Source organism: Legionella nautarum (assembly GCF_001467895.1).
Taxonomy (GTDB): domain Bacteria; phylum Pseudomonadota; class Gammaproteobacteria; order Legionellales; family Legionellaceae; genus Tatlockia; species Tatlockia nautarum.
This window is the reverse complement of the sequence record NZ_LNYO01000023.1, coordinates 21,761-40,448: the sequence shown is the minus strand read 5'-3', so window position 1 is coordinate 40,448 and position 18,688 is coordinate 21,761. Positions and strand designations below refer to the sequence as shown.

Genomic DNA, 18,688 nt, shown 5'->3' with positions numbered 1-18,688 from the left:
ATCCATGCAATAAAACCTCAATTATATCAGTTTTTGCATAACCTGCTAAATGAACCCGCCTCTTATCTGTCCCTACCAACTGCTCCTAATCTCATCATTCCCACAAAAACTAATGGCCACATGGGAATCTTTCTGACTGCTTTTTATTCTTATTTTTTAGTTGTTATCTCGTGAAGCAGATGCTAAAGTTCCGCCATTTTTATTACGAAATACTTCCGATGAAATACTTTTTTATTATTCATTTCTCTAATTCTCCACCAAACACTTTGATTTATAAGATTGACCTTGGTCAACCAGTGATGGCCAATATGAGCCTATGATTGGTTTAAAGATTTCTAAATTTGTATTGGGTTTACTCATCTGTTTGCTTAGTCAATCATTAGCGGCTTCAAGTATTGATATCGCCGATAAAGTACAAAAAAATTTTGATAATAACCTTTTTAAGTTGAAACCGATTATTCAATCCCATTATGCTGTTCGTTTATATCGAATCACGGGAAGAAAAGACTATTTGTATCCCATTATTTCCTTTCAATTTGTTGAAAGCATACAATTACAGCAGTTACTCGAAAAAGCGACCCGATTTTCATCGATAAATTTTAATAAAACGATTAGCTTACCCCTGGATTCCGAAAACAATTCCAGAGCTAAAAAACGAAAAGCATTACTTGCCCAGCTCCCCGAGATTAGCAACACGCTTAAAATACTACTCATCTTGGATCATGCACAACAGTTCAACACCTTAAATTCAGCGTTGTTCCCTAATACCCAAACAGCTTTGGCGCATATTAAGAAAAATCTTCACTCTTTAGCTGCGTTTCTTTTAAACCCTTTAGTGATAAAAATATCCGCAGCCCAGGTCGCTAATTTTGTTTATTTACTCCATCGATTAGATTTAATCGATCTTAGAAAACAATACATAGACCGTTTTCAGACTGTGTTCGCAAATCACAAAGACAGCATGCTCACTGACAAAATGTTTGAAGATAAAATTTATGGTATGACACACATTATCATCGCAGCCAGTAATTATTACCAAAAAAAACTAGCTTATGCGCAATTTGCTTGGATCTATCAATATTTCGAGCAACATATCGATGAAATTTTAGCTAGAACCAAAGCTGATGTCATTGCTGAAGTAGGCTTAAGTTTTTGTTTGATCGAACATACCAATTATTCTTCATCACTCAATAAAATTAAGCAGTTTTTAAAAGATAAATTTAATTCTAAGCAACAAATCATTCCCAATAAATCGGGAAGCCATGATTTAAATTTAGCAGAACATCGCAATATATTAGCAATTATGCTTTTTAAATGGCCCTCAGTACTTTATCCCGGTCCTGACTTGGCTGCTGCGACTGATTTTTTGAGCACCTTGCAACAAAAGCAACCATTGTAATAACTAGCTCTTTCCCCTTTTCTCTAAAAATGGGAGAATTTAAAATCTATCTCTTCTTATGGCCTCAAAAATTATGCAAACACTTTTTCATTTAGCCTTTCCTATCCATGATTTTGCTTTGGCGAAACATTTTTATGTCGGGCAGCTCGGCTGTATTTTAGGTCGCGAGTCAGAACATGCTTTGATTCTCCAATTAGGTAAGCATCAAATTGTTGCTCATAAAATTGCTAGCCCCTTGCCCCCGCAAGAAGGAATTTATCCACGTCATTTTGGTTTAATTTTCTTGGATAAAACTGAGTTTGAAACCTTTGTACAAGAATTGAAAAATAAACAGCTTCACTTTGAAATTCCATTAAAAACACGTTTTCCTAATTCTAAAATTGAGCATCAATCTTTTTTTCTGAAAGATCCCAGCAATAATTTGCTTGAATTTAAATATTACACTCATCAATCTGCTATTTTTGGGGAAAAGGAATTCAAAAAAGTTGGTGAAAGTTAGGAGTAGAGAATCCTTAATTCTGGGTTTATGATAAACAAACTTTAGCTCTCGTAAGGAATCGTTTTTTTGGATCAGCAATATTTTGCTAGCAGCGCATTTTTGCCTCAGGGCTGGGCTGAGAATGTTCTTATTACAGTTGATAAGACTGGAAATATCAGCAATATTAGCCCGAATCAATCCTTATCCAGCACAGCGACCCTCCTCAAGGGGATTGTATTACCTGGCATGTTAAATTTACATTCTCATGCTTTTCAACGCGCCATGGCCGGTCTAGCTGAACAAGCAATAGGTGAGAAAGGTAGCTTTTGGACTTGGCGGGAGCTCATGTACCAATTTCTTGCAAAACTGACGCCAGAGGATTTGCAAATTATCGCCTCCCAAGTGTACGTGGAAATGCTGAAAGCCGGATACACCACCGTTGGTGAATTTCATTATGTCCACCATCAGCCTAATGGCCAACCTTATCAAGATCCTAGCTTGACCTCACAGCACATTATCGCCGCAGCTAAAGAAACGGGCATTGCCATTAGCCATCTCCCTACACTTTATCATTACAGCGGATTTGGTGGGCAGCCTGCCGCTGCCAATCAAAAGCGATTCATTAATGATGAAAGCCAAATTTTAGACCTTATTTCTTCACTGTTGACCCGCTATGCTCGTGATCCTCAAGTCACAATTGGCTTAGCGCATCATTCACTGCGAGCCATTAGCCCGGAAATGTTGCGACAAGCTACCGAGGGCATGAAAAGCTTAGCGCCTCAAAGCCCAATTCATATTCACATTGCAGAACAAATCAAAGAAGTCAATGATTGCCTTCGATGGAGCGCTCAACGCCCAGTGGAGTGGTTGCTCAATAATATGGATATTGATCAATCTTGGTGCCTTGTTCATGCGACTCATATGACAGAAATTGAAACACAACGCCTTGCCTCCAGCGGTGCAATTGCCGGTCTTTGCCCAACGACTGAAGCCAATCTCGGCGATGGTTTATTTAATCTCCCTGATTATCTTGATGCAGGAGGTCGTTGGGGTATTGGTAGCGACAGCAATATTTCGGTGAGCATGATTGAAGAACTGCGCCTCCTTGAATATGGTCAGCGTTTGCTTCGTCGTGAACGAACTCTTGTCAAAACAGCGGCAGAACCCTCCGTCGGTACAACCTTATACCAAATGGCGCTTCGGGGTGGCACACAAGCACTGGGGCGCTCTGCGGGAAGTATTGAAATGGGTAAACGCGCCGATTTCATTGTCCTCGATGAGCACATGCCTGCTTTGTTATCACGGACAAACTCTTTGATTTTAGACAGCCTTATTTTTTCAGGAAACGTTAATCCAATTCGCCATGTTATTGCAGGGGGGCAACAGGTTGTTAAAGACTTCAAACACGTTGCAGAAGAGAAGCTGCTAAACAGTTATGCAAATACAATTAAAAAACTTTTGGGCTCGAGGTAAGATCAATGGAATTATTTAACTATTTACCCGGCACTGTGCCTGTTATTTTGAGCATCCCGCATGCCGGCACTTATGTTCCAGATCACTTATTGCAACGCTTTACCCAACCCGCCAAATTACTTCCCGATACCGATTGGCATCTTGAACAACTGTATGCCTTTGCCCACAAAATGGGTATTCATATGTTGGTTGCGACTCACTCTCGTTATGTGATTGATCTTAATCGCTCCCCCGATGGAAAATCGCTCTACCCTGGAAAATTTACCACCACTTTATGCCCAACGATTTTATTTGATGGTTCACCAGTTTATCAACAAGCCCAGGAACCCGATGAGGAGGAAATACAAGCACGTATTAAAACCTATTGGCAACCCTATCACAGTAAACTACAAGCCCTGATTGCAGAATTAAAATCTAATCATCGAGTGACAGTCTTTGACGCCCACTCCATTCGTTCACAAGTTCCTGCACTTTTTGACGGTGTATTGCCTAGCATTAATTTAGGTACCGCGGACGGCCAATCGGCGCGCCAGGTGCTTGCGGATAAACTCGTGAATTATTGCAGAAATACTAATTATTCAACTGTACTCAACGGACGTTTTAAAGGCGGATTTATTACACGGCATTACGGTAATCCGGCTGAAAAAGTCGACGCCATTCAATTAGAATTTGCCCAGATGAATTACATGGAGGAGTCTTTTCCGTTTGCTTATGACCTAAATAAAGCAAAGAAATGCCAATTAATGCTTTCTGAATTGCTTTCTTTATTAATTACAGAGACAGTACAACCCACACTGCTGTTAAGTTAAAAGCATAAACTCTTTCGTCGACGTCACGCGGCTTGTCCGGCGTTGTTGCAAACCCTACTCTCGCCCCTACCTACCGCGACTTGTCCGCGGTATCCAAGTGATCTTCTTTCATACTGAGATCTCTGGATCCCGCGAACAAGTCGCGGGACGTAGGGAGAAAGTTCAACCACGCAACAACGCCGCACAATCCGCGGAACATCGGAATAGGGCTAGACTAGGTTGCAAGCCACAGGTCGTAGAGAGATATGAAGCAATTCCTTAATTTAGTGGAAGTGGGAACAACCTACTAACCTACTTGACTATAACCTGCATCAACAAACAAAGTATGGGCATTAATCATCTGTGCTTCGGGTAAACACAATAAATAAACCGCATCAGCAACATCTTCGGTGGTTAAAGGACGAGCTGAAAGAGAATGCGCTTGATACTCATCAAGAAGTTGTTCGCGGTTAGGGAAATGTTTTAAGGCATCCGTATCAACAACTCCAGCAGACACTGTATTCACAGTAATCTCATATTCTGCTAATTCAAGACTCAATGAACGAACCAACGCTTCAAGGGCTGCTTTTGAAGCACCAATGAAACTGTAATTTGGAATCGCTCGATGCGCACCTAGACTAGATAAAGCAATCACTCGTCCGCGTCGACTCATGAGCGAGATAGCTTCTGACACTAAATGATTCAAAGCAAGCGCATTGGTTTCCATGCACCAACGCCAATGCTTGGTCGACATTTTTAAAGCCGGTTTTAACACCCCGCTCGCCGCGTTGCTAATGAGAAAATCGAGCTGAGAAAAATGCTCGCGAAAGACGCTAAACATTTCTTTGACGGACTGATGATCCGCAACATTAGCTTGGATAGCTACAGCTTTTCGGCCTAATCCTTTTATTTCTTCAACCAGAATTTGGGCTTCATCAGAACTGTTGTAATAAACAATAACTATATCAGCTCCGTTGCGCGCAAATTTAAGCGCTGTTGCCTTTCCAATGCCACGTGCCCCACCGGTAATCAGAGCAACCTTATTAGCAAACTGTAAGGACATCTGCCTATCCCCTTTAACTAAAATTGCCTGAAACTACAGTGAAACACCTACCTTGTCAATAACTCAAATCAAGTCACCCAGTCGAACGAACTTCACTACAACTGGCTCGTTTAAAAATTTAAAACTGCTATTATTTTTGTTTTTATAACTTTGATGATACAGGGCATTGTGCGCCTAATTGGCCGCCCTATCCTAATTTAGCAGGCTTATTTAATTGAAACATGCCTGCTGGCAGCGCCTTTCTTTTCCAGTATACCGAGCAACTTGCGGATATTGTTGGTTACAAGGGCTAATGCTCTTTCAATTTAGGAATCCTGAGTGTCTACACTCATGATTCTTAAATGGCGAGATTTTAGATTAGTTGAGTACTTGCCCTTGTCTCATAGCATCTAAGTTTGTACCATTTGCACACCCTATAAAAAGATACGTGATTAATGAAGCATTCCTGGTTAAACAGCGTCTTTCCGATTGCTGCCATCTTTTCGTTCCGCATGTTGGGATTATTTATGCTAATCCCTGTATTTACTGTATTTGCAACTCAGCTTCAGGGCGCCACCCCTGCGCTTATCGGTTTGGCTTTAGGTAGTTATGGATTAAGCCAAGGAATTTTGCAAATGCCTTTCGGCATGTTATCGGATCGTTTTGGTAGAAAACCGATACTGACTATCGGATTATTATTTTTTATTGGTGGCAGCATCCTTGGTGCGCTAAGTCATTCTATCTATACCATGATTCTCGCGAGAACTTTACAAGGAACGGGGGCTATTGGCAGTGTATTAATTGCCTTACTTGCAGATCTCACGCCAGACGAGCAACGAACTAAAGCAATGGCAGTAATCGGCATGACGATTGGTCTTTCATTTAGCCTGGCCATGGTGCTTAGCCCGGCACTTACTCATCATTATGGCTTAGCTGGTATTTTTTATTTGACCGCCGTATTAGCCTTATTAGGTTTATTATTACTTCATACAGTTATTCCAACACCGACGAAAGAGCGTTTCCATATCGATAGTGAAGCCGATTCTTCTCTTTTCAAAACAGTCATTCGCAACAAACATCTGCAGCGTTTAAATGCTGGCATTTTCTTTCAACATTTCATTTTGACGGCTACCTTTTATGCCATACCGTTTCTTCTACAGCAGCAAATCAAAGACGGTCATTTAGCTGAACAATGGCATTTTTATCTTCCTTTGATGATTTTCGCTTTTTTGCTTATGGTGCCCTTTATCCTTTTAGCAGAAAAAAAGCGTCAGATGAAATTTGTCTTTTTGCTATCCGTGTTTATCATCTTGGTTGCCCAATTTTTCCTTGCACTAACGGGTCAACATTGGCTAAGTTTATGTGCTTTAATGTTTCTTTATTTTGCTGCTTTTAATATTCTCGAGGCACTACTACCTTCTCTCGTGTCAAAACAAGCAGGACCTACTTCAAAAGGCACCGCAATGGGTGTCTATTCCAGCAGCCAATTTCTAGGCATTTTTGTTGGTGGGTTAGCAGCGGGGTTGCTGTATCAATTTGCGGGGAATCTTGGTATCTTCTTTTGCAATGCGGCAATCAGCTTATTGTGGCTGAGCCTTAGCTTTTTCATGAAACCCGAAGCTTATCTTTCAACGGTTATTTTAAGTTATCCTTCCACGGTAAAAAATGAAACCGATTTAGAGAGGCAATTGAAAAAATTGCCTGGGATCAAAGAGGTTCTTATTGCCAAAGAAGAACGGGTTATTTATGTGAGAGTCGATAAAGCAAGCTATCAATCTGGAAGCGCTGAAAAATTTTTGCTCGACTTTAATGCCCTGTAAATGAAGTGGTTAGCCAAAGGCCAACATTCAATTATGCAACAATGCCCTCTACGAAATTAAAGTTAGATTGCTTATACTCGCATAGCGTTTTGCAGTATCTTGAGTATATAATTCAGCTCTAACTTTCGCACGCAGGAGAATAAAAAATGGCTCGTGGAATTAATAAGGTTATCTTAGTAGGGAATGTCGGTGTAGACCCCGACGTAAGATATATGCCTAACGGTAATGCAGTGACCACTTTATCCATAGCAACCAGTGAAACCTGGAAGGATAAACAAACTGGTGAGAAACAAGAGCGCACAGAATGGCACCGAGTTGTCTGCTTTAACCGCCTCGGTGAAATTGCAGGTGAATATATTCGCAAGGGTTCTAAACTCTATGTTGAGGGCAGCTTACGCACCCGTAAATGGCAGGATCAGCAAGGGCAAGATCGTTATACAACTGAAATTGTAGCTGCCGATATTCAAATGCTTGATAGCAAAGGAGGCTCAGCTAATTACGACGAAATGCCATCGCCACCTCAAGCACAGCAGCAAACTGCCCGAAAACCACAAGCAGCTCAAACAGCGCAAGATGCGTTTGACGAGTTGGATGATGATATTCCTTTCTAAAAACATCTAGATACCTATTAAAAGCCCAAATAAATTGGGCTTTTTGCGTTATTTGAGGAAAAATCTAATAACTTTAAAGGAACTTAGATATGTCAGCAGAATTTATTAGTGCCAGCATTGTTAATAATTTGATAAAAGTAATGAGTATCGCGACAGAAAATTCTCTCCATAACGAGTCAGGCATGGAAGATCTCAACGGCTCTCAATGCTATTTTACCGGTTGTGAGTTTCCCTTTTTTAATGGCATATTCAACAATCAGGGAAGTGATGAATCCGTATTAATTGATAATTTAGAAAAAACGACTCATTTTTTTGCAACGCAAAATACCCCTTTTATCTGGTGGTGGACAGAACAATCAGAAGTCCCGGCAAAAGTTAAAGCAGATTTAGATGCTAAGGGCTTCCAATTTCTTGGTGATTTTTTAGGAATAGCTGCCCGTCTAAATGAGATAAAATTTGACGCCTTAGGCGATCGAATCGAAATAGGTATCGTTAATAACGATAAAGAGTTTAAGTTATTTTTAAATATCCTCTGTGAAGTTTTTCAAATGTCCGCATCGGTTAAATCTGATTTACAAGCCATGTACAACTCTTACGGACCACAGGGAAAATTTAAACATTATCTCGGTTTTTATGCTGGCGAACCGGTTGCAACCTTAACAAGCTATATTGATGGTTCGGTAGTTGGCTTATACAATGGAGCTACCTTAGCTAAATTTCAAAAACACGGCCTTTGCAGCGCCCTTGCTCAATACGCAATAAAAGAAGCAACATCTTTGAACTGCCGTTATGCTGTGTCGCAATTAATGACACCAGGTATGGCAAAAGGAATAAGCGAAAAAATGGGCTTTAAAACTTATTGTCGCCTATTACCCTTTTTAAAAGACCCTCGAGCCTAGCTCATTTAGTGCATAGGAATAGTCAATGAAACTAACTCTATTTAATTCAAAGTTAAGCCGCATTTTTTTTCTTTCATTACTCCTATTCACTCCACTAGCACCAGCAAACAATCCGTCCATAGAAAATCAGATTACCCACTACCTTAATTACAAACAACAAGAACAGCTTGCCTTATTAGAAAAGTTAGTCAATATCAATAGCGGCACAACCAATCTTGCAGGTGTTCATCATGTAGGAGAGCTTTTACGCCCTCATTTTGAAAAACTTGGCTTTAAAGTGCATTGGGTCGAGCCACCACCTAGCCTACAAAGAGCGGGAACTTTAATTGCTGAACATCCTGGCAGCAAAGGCAAACGCTTACTTTTAATAGGTCACCTCGACACTGTTTTCCCTTTAGTTAGCTCGTTTCAGCATTTCAAGCAAAAGGGCAATTTCGCAACTGGGCCAGGAGTGATTGATGACAAAGGGGGCGATCTAGTTATTCTCTATGCTTTAAAAGCCTTGGATGCTGCAAACGCACTCACGGATGCCCAGATTACCGTTGTTTTAACCGGGGACGAAGAGGACTCAGGGAAACCAACATCCATTTCACGTAAGCCCTTGATTGAGGCTGCTAAAAATAGTGATATCGCTTTGGATTTCGAATGGGCGACAACGATTGATAAAGCGACAATTGCGCGCCGTGGTATTGCCAACTGGATGATAATTACAGAAGGTAATGAAGCACATTCATCAGCAATTTTTCAGAAAAAGGCAGGCTTTGGTGCCATTTATGAATTAGCTAGAATATTAGATAGCATCCGAATCGAGATTTCTAGACAACAATATCTATCCTTTAACCCTGCGCTAGTTTTAGGTGGAACCACTCTAAACTATGACAAAAATAACTCTCAAGGCACGGCACGAGGAAAAGGGAACGTGATAGCAAAATCAACCATAGCCAAAGGAGATTTCCGTTTTCTTAGCTCAGAACAAAAAATTAATGCAGAGAAAGAAATATCTACAATTGTTGGCTCACATCTACCTGGAACAACCGCGTCAATCAGCTTCGAAGATGGCATTCCAGCTATGCCGCCCACTGCTGCTAATGCTGAACTCTTAGAGAAATATAGCCAAGCTAGCTACAAACTAGGATATGGCAACATAAGCGCACTGGATCCAGGAAGCAGAGGCGCAGGTGATATTTCATATATTGCAGCCCTAGTATCTGCTTCCTTAGCTGGTTTAGGTCCGGTAGGCTCAGGGGCTCATTCCGAAGAAGAAACCTTAGATCTTCAGTCACTCACTCCACAAACCCAGCGAGCCGCTTTACTCATTTATTGGCTAACCCATGGGGATTAAAAATCCGAACTATAAACTCTTTTTAGAGCCATCTTTATAAATCAAATATGCTTCACCATGGAGCGAATGAATAATTTCATGAGGAAAAGCATGTCGAATTAAATCAGCATTTACTCGCTGTCCAAGCCATTCAATAGCCGCAACTTTTATCGTATCAAAATCTCCACATTGCTTAGAAAGATACATAGAAAAAGCATGGCTGTAGTGCTCTGGTAATTGTTGCTGAATTAAATTAAGTGCTTCCTTAATCGTTGGTTGAATATTTATAAATTTTAGGATGGTATCATTAATAGGAAATTCATTATTTGGAACAAATACAGCAATGCTTTCCTGATCTAATTTAGTGACTAACTCTCTAGACAAGCTGAAAATCTCTTTTCTACTGAGTGATTGTCGTGAAGAACTGATATAACGCGCACTATTGTCTGCAGAAACAATATCGCTAGCCGTCATTTGGTACATCCCAAGCGCATTATTAAAGGTACCCTGTTCAATATGATTGTTTTGCAAAATCTCTATAACTAGCTCATACAATTTTTCTTGAGATACGTTCATTAGCCTAGAATAGGCTTCGTCGAGCTGAATCACGTCCTTGTTATTAGAAAGAAAAAACTCAATCGATGAATAGCTAAAGGCAACAGAACAAAGAAATAAAAAAATAAGTATTAATGTAATTCTAAGACGAGATAAAACTGGTAATTTAAACATTCGCAACGAATTGATAATTAGGGCTCAAGCACTAAATAAAAAACCCGCCGAAGCGGGTCTAATGATATTTTATTCTTCTGATGAACTGTCATCAGCAACTGGTCTATCAACCAGCTCAACAATTGCCATAGGCGCATTATCACCAGCACGATAACCGCATTTTAAAACTCTTACATATCCACCTGGACGCTCAACATAACGAGGGCCAAGAGTAGTAAATAATTTTCCTACAGCTGACTTAGAACGCAGTCTGTCGAAAACATAACGACGTGAAGCCAAAGAATCTGATTTACTAACAGTGATTAACGGCTCTATATAACGACGTAATTCTTTTGCTTTAGGCAGAGTTGTTTTAATTAACTCGTGCTCGATAAGCGAAGTACACATATTAGAAAACATCGCTTTTCGATGGCTACTTGTCCGGCTTAATTTACGGCCAGTATTACGATGACGCATGACTAAAACTCCTAATATTACTCGCCAAGGTTAGCTGGCGGCCAATTCTCTAGCTTCATTCCCAATGATAATGAGCGTGATGCTAATACATCTTTAATCTCAGTCAGGGATTTCTTACCTAAATTGGGTGTCTTTAATAATTCATTTTCTGATTTTTGTACCAAGTCACCAATATAATAGATGTTCTCAGCTTTTAAGCAGTTTGCTGAGCGAACAGTGAGTTCTAAATCATCAACTGGTCTTAGCAAGACTGGATCAAAATCATTTCTTTCTTTATTATCAGTACGAGATTCTTCAAACTTCATATCAACAAAAGCATGAAGTTGACGCTGAAGAATCGATGCTGATATACGGATAGCTTCTTCTGGATCCAAAGTCCCATTCGTTTGTAAATCAATAGTAAGCTTATCTAAGTCAGTACGGTTTTCAACACGGGCACTATCCACGAAATAAGCTACTTTCTTCACAGGTGAGAAAGTATTATCGATTTTTAATTTACCAACAGATTTATGTTGCAGTTCGTCGTCAAATGACCGAACAAATGAATCTGTTGAATGGAAGCCTACTCCTTTTTCGACTTTCAAGGTCATGTTTAGCTTTCCGTTTTCATTCAGTGTCGCAATGACTAGCTCCGGGTTGATAATCTCTTGACCATGCGTCAATTGAATATCGCCGGCAGTTACTTGACAAGGTCCTTCTTTACTCAACGTTAATATGGCTTCTTGTCCTGCAGTAATCTTAATGGCTACTTGCTTCAGGTTTAAGAGAATATCAACCACATCCTCCTGTACACCTTCAATTGTGCTGTACTCATGCAATACACCATCGATAGATACTTCTGTAATAGCACAACCAGGCATTGACGATAATAGGATTCGTCTCAATGCATTTCCAAGGGTATGTCCGTAACCACGCTCCAAAGGTTCCAGAACAATGCGCGAGTGATTTGGCGTCTCAGACTGTACTTTGAGTACAGACGGCGTCAGCATTTCATTTATTTCAGTATACATTCGGCTATTTCTCCGAGCTTACTTAGAGTAAAGTTCTACGACTAAATTAACGTTATACAAAGATGATAAGTCATTTAGCGTTGGTACGGTTGTAAATGTACCCTTCAACGCACCTGAATCAACAGTTAACCAGTCACAAGGAGCACGTTGCTCAGAAAGAGCTACAGCGGCTTGAACTCTTCCTTGGCCTTTTGCCTTTTGGCGAATAGAAATTACATCACCAGGGTTAACGAGAAACGATGGAATATTAACTACTTCATCATTAACTAAAATAGCTTTATGAGCAACCAACTGTCTCGCTTCGGCTCTTGTGCTTGCAAAACCTAATCGATAAACAACATTATCTAAACGTCTTTCGAGCAATACCATTAGGTTCTCACCAGTTGAACCTTTTTGTCTAGCAGCTTTTTTATAATAGTTACTAAATTGCTTTTCTAAGACGCCATAAAGTCGTCTAATTTTTTGCTTTTCACGTAACTGCACACCATAATCGCTTAAACGTGGTCTCTTATCACCATGCTGACCAGGTTGCTTTTCAGCTTTACATTTAGATTTATGATCACGTACACCACTTTTTAGATATAGGTCAGTACCTTCTCTACGTGATAATTTACATTTTGGACCAAGGTATCTAGCCATTAATTACTCCTGAACTTATACACGACGTTTTTTGGGTGGCTTACAACCATTATGAGGTATGCCAGTCACATCGGTTATCTCTACAATCTTAAAATCCTGCGATATCAATTCACGAATAGTTGATTCGCGACCTGGACCAGGGCCATGTACAAATACAGCTACAGATTTCATACCATATTCTTTTGCCACTACTGACGCTCTTTCAGTCGCAATTTGCGCGGCATAGGGAGTACTTTTTCTGGAACCACGGAATCCGGAGCCTCCGGCCGTTGCCCAACATAATGCATTGCCTTGACGGTCAGTAAAAGTCACTATGGTATTGTTAAATGAGGCATGAACGTGCACGATACCATCCGATACAACACGCTTTACCTTTTTTCTTGCTTTTTGCTGCTTTGCCTTAGTTATAGCCATCTCTCTTTCCTACATATAAATTAGTTACTGCCTTTACGTCGGCCTTTACGAGTACGCGCATTTGTTTTTGTACGCTGTCCTCTTAAAGGTAAGCCTCGACGATGTCTAAGACCGCGGTAACAACCCAGATCCATGAGACGTTTTATATTCATTGTTACTACACGTCGTAGATCCCCTTCAACAGTCATCTTAGCAATTTCCGTACGTAGAGCTTCCAGTTGTTCTTCAGATAACTGGGATACTTTAGTTGACGGTTCAATCCCAACTGTTTTACATAAATTAATAGAAGTTGTTTTACCAATTCCATAAATTGACGTTAATGCAATCACGATGTGTTTGTGATCTGGTATGTTAACACCTGCAATACGAGCCATTAATTTCTCCGAACGTTTTTTGTTCTGTCAGAAAGGGACAGAAGAATACTATTATAATGATCCAAAATCAAGCAGGATTTAACCTTGCCTTTGCTTATGTCGTGCATCTTTACATATAACACGGATAACGCCATTCCGTTTAATGATTTTGCAGTTCCGACAAAGTCGTTTTACTGATGCTCTAACTTTCATTAATAACTCCGATAATAATCATAAAAGACCAGGCAATTTAGTTCCCTTAAAGTTGGCTTTCTTCATCAACGAATCATATTGCTGAGTCATAAGATGGGCTTGAACCTGAGCTACAAAGTCCATAATTACAACCACAATGATTAACAATGATGTACCGCCAAAATAAAAAGGTACATGCCAGGTATACATCAAAATTTGTGGTAGTAAGCAAACTAATACAAGATAGATTGCTCCAACTAAAGTCAAACGCGTCATAACCGAATCGATATATCTGGTCGTTTGCTCGCCAGGACGGATCCCAGGTATGTAAGCACCAGACTTTTTCAAATTGTCCGCAGTATCCTTTGGATTAAATACGAGCGCTGCGTAAAAGAATGCAAAGAATAAAATAGCAGCTGCATATACGATTAAATACAGAGGTTGACCAGGCGATAAAGCCATTCCAATATCAGCTAACCAATCCATACCTTTACCTTTACCGAAAAACTGAGCAAGAGTGGCTGGTAAAAGTATAATGCTGGAAGCAAAAATTGGTGGTATTACTCCAGACATATTTATTTTTAAAGGCAAGTGACTTGTTTGAGCTGCATAAACCTTTCTTCCATGAGTCCGCTGTGCGTAATTAACTCTTATACGTCGCTGTGCTCTCTCCATAAAGACAACAAATCCAGTAACAATTACTACGATTGCTGCAACTAAGATTAAAGTCAAGGCTTGCATCTGGCCTTCTCTTACCTGTTGGAAAATCGATGCAATTGCACCGGGCATGCTAGATACAATTCCAGAGAAGATAATTAAGGATATCCCATTTCCAACACCTTTCTCCGTTATTTGCTCCCCTAGCCACATCAGAAACATTGTTCCAGTTACTAAAGTTACAACTGCCGTGAAGTAAAAAAAGACATCAGCATGCATTGCAATTTGTTGACCAGCTAACCATCTAGCCATACCTAAAGATTGGAATATGGCAAGAAGCAAAGTCAAATACCGTGTGTACTGATTTATTTTTCTCCGGCCTGACTCACCTTCCTTTTTAAGCTGCTCAAGTTTCGGCGATACTACAGAAAACAACTGTATAATAATGGATGCAGAAATATAGGGCATTATTCCAATGGCAAACACGGTTACACGTGATAATGCACCTCCCGAAAACATATTAAACAATCCAAAAATTGTGTTTTGTTGTTCACCAAAAAAATTAGCTAACTTCTGAGGGTCAAGTCCTGGCACAGGAATATGAGCGCCTAAGCGATAAACTAATATTGCTATAGCAACAAAAAACAATCTGGATTTAAGCTCAGCCAACCCACTTTTAGATTGGCCAGATAGTTGCCTCTGGTTATTCATAGTCACTCTTCAATGCTACCACCAGCTTGCTCAATTGCAGCTCGCGCACCTTTAGTGACACGTAAGCCTTTAAGCTTTACTGGAACGTTTATTTCACCAGAGTGAATAACTTTAACTTCGCGTATAGATTTATTCACTAAACCCGCTGCCTTTAACACTTCCAGATCAACTGATTCAGCTTTTAATCCAGCTAATTCACCTAATGTAATTTGGTCAATCATTTTAGCTACACGAGATTTAAAACCCATCTTAGGCAAACGACGCTGGATTGGCATCTGACCGCCTTCGAAGTTAATTTTATGGTATCCGCCTGCACGAGCTTTTTGCCCTTTATGGCCTTTACCACACGTTTTACCTAAACCAGAACCTATTCCTCTACCAACTCGTCTTCTGCATGGCTTTGAACCTGGATCGGGAGATATCGTATTCAAATTCATTTTGCACACTCCTCAACTTGGATCATGTAATAAATAGAATTGATTAAACCGCGAATCGCAGGAATGTCCTGATGGATTACACTTGAATTCAACTTTCCTAAGCCCAGCTGTTTTGCAATTTCTATATGTTTTGGCTTTCGACCAATAGTACTTTTCACTAAGGTGATTTTAAGTTTCTTACTCATTATTCGCCCGCCATTATTTCTTCAACTGATTTACCGCGTTTTGCAGCTACATAATCAGGTGTTCCTATATTAGTAAGTGCGCCTATAGTCGCACGAACAATATTACTTGGATTGGTAGATCCAATGCTTTTAGCTAGGATATTTTGTACACCAAGAACCTCTAATACTGCACGCATTGCTCCGCCTGCAATAATTCCTGTACCTTCACTAGCTGGTTTCATAAATACCTTTGAAGCACCATAGTTCCAAGTAATTTCATGATGTATGGTTTTGCCTGCCAAAGGTATGTAAGTCATATTCTTTCTAGCTTGCTCCATCGCTTTCTGGATAGCGATTGGAACTTCACGTGCTTTACCACGTCCGTAACCAACTTTTCCTTTGCCATCACCAATCACGACTAATACCGCAAAACCAAAAACACGACCACCTTTAACTACCTTAGCAGTACGAGTAACCGATACGAGCTTTTCTTGATATCCTTCGGTTTTTGTAGATTCATCAAATGCCATAACCGTTCCTTAAAAATTCAACCCAGCTTCACGTGCCCCATTGGCTAAAGCTTTTACGCGGCCATGGTATCTGTATCCTGCACGATCAAAAGAGACGTCAATAATATTCTTGGCTTTCGCTCTCTCTCCGAGTAATTTGCCAACTTGTTCAGCTTGTTCAACCTTTGTCTTTGCAAGAGAAGATTTTAGCTCTTTATCAAGAGTTGACGATGCGACAACAACAATACTACCCTTTTCTCCGCGAACGATAATCTGAGCGTAGATATGTGAGCCACTTCTGTGAACTACTAATCTTGGTCTGGTTGAATGACGCAGGATCGCTTTTGTTTTTAATCCGCGTCTTATTCGTGCTTTCTCTTTATTCATGATTTACACCTTATTTCTTTTTGGCTTCTTTACGAATAATTACTTCGCCTGCGTATTTAACACCTTTACCTTTATAGGGCTCTGGTGGCCTAAAACCACGAATTTCAGAAGCAACTTGACCCAAAAGCTGTTTATCGATTCCGCGAATAATAATAGTGGTATTGTTTGGTGTCTCAACAGTCACACCTTCAGGCAGTTTATACTCAATAGGATGAGAATAACCCAATGATAAGGTCACTGCTTTATTGTTGGATTGAGCCCTATAACCGACACCAACTAATTCAAGGGTAAGGTCAAAACCATTGGTTACCCCTTTAACCATATTATTTACTAAAGCACGCACAGTACCCGCTTGTGCCCAAGCATTAGGATCATTAGACGCTGGTTTAAAAATAACTTTATTCTTATCTTCTTTGCACTTACTAACATCTACATGCTTATTATAATGCTGAACTAGAGACCCTTTAGGTCCTTTGACTGTTAAAGTGTCTTTGCCCACAGTCAGCTCAACATTAGCTGGCAATAGTATTGGGGCTTTTGCTACTCTAGACATTTCATTCCTCTCAAGTATTAGGCCACTTCACAAAGAACTTCGCCGCCAAGGCCATTATTTTTTGCAGCTATGTGCGTCATTACCCCTTTTGAGGTAGATAATATAGCTACTCCAAAGCCTGGGATTGGAGTTAATTCTTTAGACGATTTATATACTCTTAAACCAGGACGGCTAATTCGCAAAATTTTATCAATCACGGGTTTGCCATGGTAATACTTTAATCGTATCGTTAATGATTTAAGATTATTTTCTAAAGGCTCTACATTATAATCTAATATATAACCCTCTTCTTTTAAGACCCTTGCTATTTCTTCTTTTAGCTTAGATGAATTAAGGGTCACACTCTGGTGTTTTGCCTGCTGACCATTTCTAATTCTAGTCAACATGTCAGCAACAGGATCATGCATACTCACAATTATTCTCCATAGAATAAAATTTACCAGCTGGATTTACGACCACCAGTGACATTACCTGTCATTAGTTGCTGTCTTAAACAAATCCTGCAAAGTCCAAACTTGCGATATACAGCATGCGGTCTACCACATTGTTGGCAACGCGTGCTGTTTCGTACAGGATTTGAGTTTATAGGAAGCTTTGCTAGCTTTGCTTGTGCTTCCATAATTTCTTCAAAGTCCGTGGACGACTTAATTAAAACTTTTAATTTGTTTCTTCGCTCTCTGTATTTCGCGACTAGTTTTGAGCGCTTATTTTCGCGAGCGAGCATTGATTTTTTAGCCACAATTATTACCCTTCTTAGTGTTTATCTCTGTCTTTCAAAGGCAGGTTGAATGCTTCTAACAAGGCCTTCGCTTCTTCGTTTGTCTTAGCACTGGTAGTGATACAAATATCTAATCCACGAATCCCATCAGTTTTATCAAAATCAATTTCTGGGAAGACGAGTTGTTCATGAATACCCATGCTATAGTTTCCTGTACCATCAAAGGATTTAGGATTTAGTCCACGGAAATCACGTACGCGCGGCAATGTAATTGTTATAAGTCTATCTAAAAATTCATACATGCGTTCACGTCTTAGCGTCACTTTACACCCAATTGGCCAGCCCTCACGTATTTTAAAGCCTGCAATTGATTTTCTAGCTTTGGTTACTACTGGCTTTTGTCCAGATATTAAAGTCATATCTTCCACTGCATGATTCATGACTTTCTTATCACCAACTGCTTCTCCAACACCCATATTCAAAGTTATTTTTAGAATCTTGGGTACTTCCATAACACTTTTGTAGCCGAACTTCTTCATCATCATTTCGACTACTTCTTTCTTATAAAACTGTTTAAGTCTTGCCATTTCAGTCACCTAATTAGACAGAGTCAATCATTTCGTTGTTTGATTTAAAGTATCTAACTTTGTGCTTTTTGCCGTCTTTCTCAAGATATTTGAATCCGACTTTATCTGCTTTTTTAGATACAGGATTATAAATAGCAACGTTCGAAGCATCCAATGGAGCTTCGCGAGAGATAATCCCTCCTCTTTGCTCTAACTGTGGATTAGGCTTCACGTGTTTCTTGATAAGGTTTGCACCTTCAACAATCACACTGCTACCAAAAACCCGTGTTATTTTACCCACATGGCCTTTGCTTTTACCGGCGATAATAATAACGGTATCACCTAATTTTATGCGCTTCATA

Annotated in this window: 26 protein-coding genes; 8 read left to right on the top strand and 18 right to left on the bottom strand. The window is 39.9% G+C overall.

The features are described from left to right. The first annotated feature begins 316 nt into the window (after positions 1 to 316). The 4 genes from Lnau_RS11470 to hutG all read left to right on the top strand — a co-directional run bounded on the left by Lnau_RS11470 (position 317) and on the right by hutG (position 4,159). Positions 317 to 1,399 carry a DUF3541 domain-containing protein gene (locus Lnau_RS11470; RefSeq protein ID WP_058505290.1) on the top strand — a complete coding sequence of 361 codons (1,083 nt, stop codon included), beginning with the start codon at positions 317 to 319 and terminating at the stop codon, positions 1,397 to 1,399. Between the two features lie 73 nt (positions 1,400 to 1,472). Beyond that, positions 1,473 to 1,898, top strand: a complete 426-nt coding sequence (locus Lnau_RS11465; RefSeq protein WP_058505358.1) for a VOC family protein — start codon at positions 1,473 to 1,475, stop codon at positions 1,896 to 1,898. A 66-nt stretch (positions 1,899 to 1,964) separates the two neighbouring features. After that, positions 1,965 to 3,350, top strand: coding sequence for a formimidoylglutamate deiminase (locus tag Lnau_RS11460; protein WP_058505289.1), 1,386 nt, complete (start codon positions 1,965 to 1,967; stop codon positions 3,348 to 3,350). A 5-nt stretch (positions 3,351 to 3,355) separates the two neighbouring features. Continuing rightward, entirely contained in the window at positions 3,356 to 4,159 is an 804-nt protein-coding gene (hutG, locus tag Lnau_RS11455; RefSeq protein ID WP_058505288.1) for an N-formylglutamate deformylase, read from the top strand. Between the two features lie 286 nt (positions 4,160 to 4,445). On the opposite strand, the gene fabL is transcribed toward hutG, so the two are convergent. Continuing rightward, a complete protein-coding gene (gene fabL, locus Lnau_RS11450) occupies positions 4,446 to 5,201 on the bottom strand; it encodes an enoyl-[acyl-carrier-protein] reductase FabL (protein ID WP_058505287.1) in 756 nt (251 codons plus the stop codon). Between the two features lie 434 nt (positions 5,202 to 5,635). On the opposite strand from fabL, the gene Lnau_RS11445 reads away from it, so the two are divergent. The 4 genes from Lnau_RS11445 to Lnau_RS11430 all read left to right on the top strand — a co-directional run bounded on the left by Lnau_RS11445 (position 5,636) and on the right by Lnau_RS11430 (position 9,852). Further along, positions 5,636 to 7,000 carry an MFS transporter gene (locus Lnau_RS11445; RefSeq protein WP_058505286.1) on the top strand — a complete coding sequence of 455 codons (1,365 nt, stop codon included), beginning with the start codon at positions 5,636 to 5,638 and terminating at the stop codon, positions 6,998 to 7,000. Between the two features lie 146 nt (positions 7,001 to 7,146). After that, complete coding sequence (ssb, locus tag Lnau_RS11440; RefSeq protein WP_058505285.1) at positions 7,147 to 7,611, top strand: single-stranded DNA-binding protein; 465 nt, start codon at positions 7,147 to 7,149, stop codon at positions 7,609 to 7,611. An 89-nt stretch (positions 7,612 to 7,700) separates the two neighbouring features. Then, a complete protein-coding gene (locus Lnau_RS11435; RefSeq protein WP_058505284.1) occupies positions 7,701 to 8,510 on the top strand; it encodes a GNAT family N-acetyltransferase in 810 nt (269 codons plus the stop codon). Between the two features lie 25 nt (positions 8,511 to 8,535). Next, a complete protein-coding gene (locus Lnau_RS11430; protein ID WP_058505283.1) occupies positions 8,536 to 9,852 on the top strand; it encodes a M20 family metallopeptidase in 1,317 nt (438 codons plus the stop codon). A 9-nt stretch (positions 9,853 to 9,861) separates the two neighbouring features. Here Lnau_RS11430 and Lnau_RS11425 read toward each other — a convergent pair whose 3' ends face one another. The 17 genes from Lnau_RS11425 to rplX form a co-directional block, all read right to left on the bottom strand. Continuing rightward, positions 9,862 to 10,560 (bottom strand): hypothetical protein, encoded by a 699-nt coding sequence (locus tag Lnau_RS11425; protein ID WP_058505282.1) that lies wholly within the window; start codon positions 10,558 to 10,560, stop codon positions 9,862 to 9,864. Positions 10,561 to 10,629: 69 nt separating this feature from the next. Then, the gene (gene rplQ, locus Lnau_RS11420; RefSeq protein ID WP_058505281.1) at positions 10,630 to 11,016 is read right to left on the bottom strand and encodes a 50S ribosomal protein L17; all 387 of its coding nucleotides are present in this window, start codon (positions 11,014 to 11,016) and stop codon (positions 10,630 to 10,632) included. Positions 11,017 to 11,033: 17 nt separating this feature from the next. Next, the gene (locus tag Lnau_RS11415; protein WP_058505280.1) at positions 11,034 to 12,026 is read right to left on the bottom strand and encodes a DNA-directed RNA polymerase subunit alpha; all 993 of its coding nucleotides are present in this window, start codon (positions 12,024 to 12,026) and stop codon (positions 11,034 to 11,036) included. Between the two features lie 18 nt (positions 12,027 to 12,044). Next, a complete protein-coding gene (gene rpsD / locus Lnau_RS11410) occupies positions 12,045 to 12,665 on the bottom strand; it encodes a 30S ribosomal protein S4 (RefSeq protein WP_058505279.1) in 621 nt (206 codons plus the stop codon). Positions 12,666 to 12,680: 15 nt separating this feature from the next. Then, the gene (rpsK, locus tag Lnau_RS11405) at positions 12,681 to 13,079 is read right to left on the bottom strand and encodes a 30S ribosomal protein S11 (protein ID WP_058505278.1); all 399 of its coding nucleotides are present in this window, start codon (positions 13,077 to 13,079) and stop codon (positions 12,681 to 12,683) included. A 20-nt stretch (positions 13,080 to 13,099) separates the two neighbouring features. Further along, the gene (gene rpsM / locus Lnau_RS11400) at positions 13,100 to 13,453 is read right to left on the bottom strand and encodes a 30S ribosomal protein S13 (RefSeq protein ID WP_058505277.1); all 354 of its coding nucleotides are present in this window, start codon (positions 13,451 to 13,453) and stop codon (positions 13,100 to 13,102) included. Between the two features lie 78 nt (positions 13,454 to 13,531). Next, entirely contained in the window at positions 13,532 to 13,645 is a 114-nt protein-coding gene (rpmJ, locus tag Lnau_RS16185) for a 50S ribosomal protein L36 (RefSeq protein ID WP_081935130.1), read from the bottom strand. Between the two features lie 18 nt (positions 13,646 to 13,663). After that, positions 13,664 to 14,992 (bottom strand): preprotein translocase subunit SecY, encoded by a 1,329-nt coding sequence (gene secY, locus Lnau_RS11395; RefSeq protein ID WP_058505276.1) that lies wholly within the window; start codon positions 14,990 to 14,992, stop codon positions 13,664 to 13,666. A 2-nt stretch (positions 14,993 to 14,994) separates the two neighbouring features. Beyond that, a complete protein-coding gene (gene rplO, locus Lnau_RS11390; protein WP_058505275.1) occupies positions 14,995 to 15,429 on the bottom strand; it encodes a 50S ribosomal protein L15 in 435 nt (144 codons plus the stop codon). After that, positions 15,426 to 15,614: a 50S ribosomal protein L30 gene (rpmD, locus tag Lnau_RS11385; protein WP_058505274.1), complete on the bottom strand. Its 189-nt coding sequence runs from the start codon at positions 15,612 to 15,614 to the stop codon at positions 15,426 to 15,428. The genes rplO and rpmD overlap by 4 nt, the downstream gene beginning before the upstream one ends. Further along, positions 15,614 to 16,123: a 30S ribosomal protein S5 gene (gene rpsE, locus Lnau_RS11380; protein WP_058505273.1), complete on the bottom strand. Its 510-nt coding sequence runs from the start codon at positions 16,121 to 16,123 to the stop codon at positions 15,614 to 15,616. The genes rpmD and rpsE overlap by 1 nt, the downstream gene beginning before the upstream one ends. Positions 16,124 to 16,132: 9 nt before the next feature. Further along, positions 16,133 to 16,489: a 50S ribosomal protein L18 gene (rplR, locus tag Lnau_RS11375; RefSeq protein WP_058505272.1), complete on the bottom strand. Its 357-nt coding sequence runs from the start codon at positions 16,487 to 16,489 to the stop codon at positions 16,133 to 16,135. A gap of 10 nt (positions 16,490 to 16,499) precedes the next feature. Continuing rightward, positions 16,500 to 17,042, bottom strand: a complete 543-nt coding sequence (gene rplF / locus Lnau_RS11370; RefSeq protein ID WP_058505271.1) for a 50S ribosomal protein L6 — start codon at positions 17,040 to 17,042, stop codon at positions 16,500 to 16,502. A 17-nt stretch (positions 17,043 to 17,059) separates the two neighbouring features. Beyond that, complete coding sequence (gene rpsH, locus Lnau_RS11365) at positions 17,060 to 17,449, bottom strand: 30S ribosomal protein S8 (RefSeq protein ID WP_193786816.1); 390 nt, start codon at positions 17,447 to 17,449, stop codon at positions 17,060 to 17,062. 29 nt (positions 17,450 to 17,478) lie between these two features. Beyond that, on the bottom strand, positions 17,479 to 17,781 hold the full coding sequence (rpsN, locus tag Lnau_RS11360; RefSeq protein ID WP_058505269.1) for a 30S ribosomal protein S14: 303 nt from the start codon (positions 17,779 to 17,781) through the stop codon (positions 17,479 to 17,481). Positions 17,782 to 17,795: 14 nt separating this feature from the next. Continuing rightward, entirely contained in the window at positions 17,796 to 18,347 is a 552-nt protein-coding gene (gene rplE, locus Lnau_RS11355; protein WP_058505268.1) for a 50S ribosomal protein L5, read from the bottom strand. Between the two features lie 13 nt (positions 18,348 to 18,360). Continuing rightward, positions 18,361 to 18,687, bottom strand: a complete 327-nt coding sequence (gene rplX / locus Lnau_RS11350; RefSeq protein WP_058505267.1) for a 50S ribosomal protein L24 — start codon at positions 18,685 to 18,687, stop codon at positions 18,361 to 18,363. Between the last annotated feature and the right edge of the window lies 1 nt (position 18,688).

What these genes read in the sequence shown, in the direction of transcription:
- Lnau_RS11470 (WP_058505290.1), top strand. Translation starts at nt 317, where the DNA reads ATGATTGGTTTAAAGATTTCTAAATTTGTATTGGGTTTACTCATCTGT.
- Lnau_RS11465 (WP_058505358.1), top strand. Translation starts at nt 1,473, where the DNA reads ATGCAAACACTTTTTCATTTAGCCTTTCCTATCCATGATTTTGCTTTG.
- hutG (WP_058505288.1), top strand. Translation starts at nt 3,356, where the DNA reads ATGGAATTATTTAACTATTTACCCGGCACTGTGCCTGTTATTTTGAGC.
- fabL (WP_058505287.1), bottom strand. Translation starts at nt 5,201, where the DNA reads ATGTCCTTACAGTTTGCTAATAAGGTTGCTCTGATTACCGGTGGGGCA.
- Lnau_RS11445 (WP_058505286.1), top strand. Translation starts at nt 5,636, where the DNA reads ATGAAGCATTCCTGGTTAAACAGCGTCTTTCCGATTGCTGCCATCTTT.
- ssb (WP_058505285.1), top strand. Translation starts at nt 7,147, where the DNA reads ATGGCTCGTGGAATTAATAAGGTTATCTTAGTAGGGAATGTCGGTGTA.
- Lnau_RS11435 (WP_058505284.1), top strand. Translation starts at nt 7,701, where the DNA reads ATGTCAGCAGAATTTATTAGTGCCAGCATTGTTAATAATTTGATAAAA.
- Lnau_RS11430 (WP_058505283.1), top strand. Translation starts at nt 8,536, where the DNA reads ATGAAACTAACTCTATTTAATTCAAAGTTAAGCCGCATTTTTTTTCTT.
- Lnau_RS11425 (WP_058505282.1), bottom strand. Translation starts at nt 10,560, where the DNA reads ATGTTTAAATTACCAGTTTTATCTCGTCTTAGAATTACATTAATACTT.
- rplQ (WP_058505281.1), bottom strand. Translation starts at nt 11,016, where the DNA reads ATGCGTCATCGTAATACTGGCCGTAAATTAAGCCGGACAAGTAGCCAT.
- Lnau_RS11415 (WP_058505280.1), bottom strand. Translation starts at nt 12,026, where the DNA reads ATGTATACTGAAATAAATGAAATGCTGACGCCGTCTGTACTCAAAGTA.
- rpsD (WP_058505279.1), bottom strand. Translation starts at nt 12,665, where the DNA reads ATGGCTAGATACCTTGGTCCAAAATGTAAATTATCACGTAGAGAAGGT.
- rpsK (WP_058505278.1), bottom strand. Translation starts at nt 13,079, where the DNA reads ATGGCTATAACTAAGGCAAAGCAGCAAAAAGCAAGAAAAAAGGTAAAG.
- rpsM (WP_058505277.1), bottom strand. Translation starts at nt 13,453, where the DNA reads ATGGCTCGTATTGCAGGTGTTAACATACCAGATCACAAACACATCGTG.
- rpmJ (WP_081935130.1), bottom strand. Translation starts at nt 13,645, where the DNA reads ATGAAAGTTAGAGCATCAGTAAAACGACTTTGTCGGAACTGCAAAATC.
- secY (WP_058505276.1), bottom strand. Translation starts at nt 14,992, where the DNA reads ATGAATAACCAGAGGCAACTATCTGGCCAATCTAAAAGTGGGTTGGCT.
- rplO (WP_058505275.1), bottom strand. Translation starts at nt 15,429, where the DNA reads ATGAATTTGAATACGATATCTCCCGATCCAGGTTCAAAGCCATGCAGA.
- rpmD (WP_058505274.1), bottom strand. Translation starts at nt 15,614, where the DNA reads ATGAGTAAGAAACTTAAAATCACCTTAGTGAAAAGTACTATTGGTCGA.
- rpsE (WP_058505273.1), bottom strand. Translation starts at nt 16,123, where the DNA reads ATGGCATTTGATGAATCTACAAAAACCGAAGGATATCAAGAAAAGCTC.
- rplR (WP_058505272.1), bottom strand. Translation starts at nt 16,489, where the DNA reads ATGAATAAAGAGAAAGCACGAATAAGACGCGGATTAAAAACAAAAGCG.
- rplF (WP_058505271.1), bottom strand. Translation starts at nt 17,042, where the DNA reads ATGTCTAGAGTAGCAAAAGCCCCAATACTATTGCCAGCTAATGTTGAG.
- rpsH (WP_193786816.1), bottom strand. Translation starts at nt 17,449, where the DNA reads ATGCATGATCCTGTTGCTGACATGTTGACTAGAATTAGAAATGGTCAG.
- rplE (WP_058505268.1), bottom strand. Translation starts at nt 18,347, where the DNA reads ATGGCAAGACTTAAACAGTTTTATAAGAAAGAAGTAGTCGAAATGATG.
- rplX (WP_058505267.1), bottom strand. Translation starts at nt 18,687, where the DNA reads ATGAAGCGCATAAAATTAGGTGATACCGTTATTATTATCGCCGGTAAA.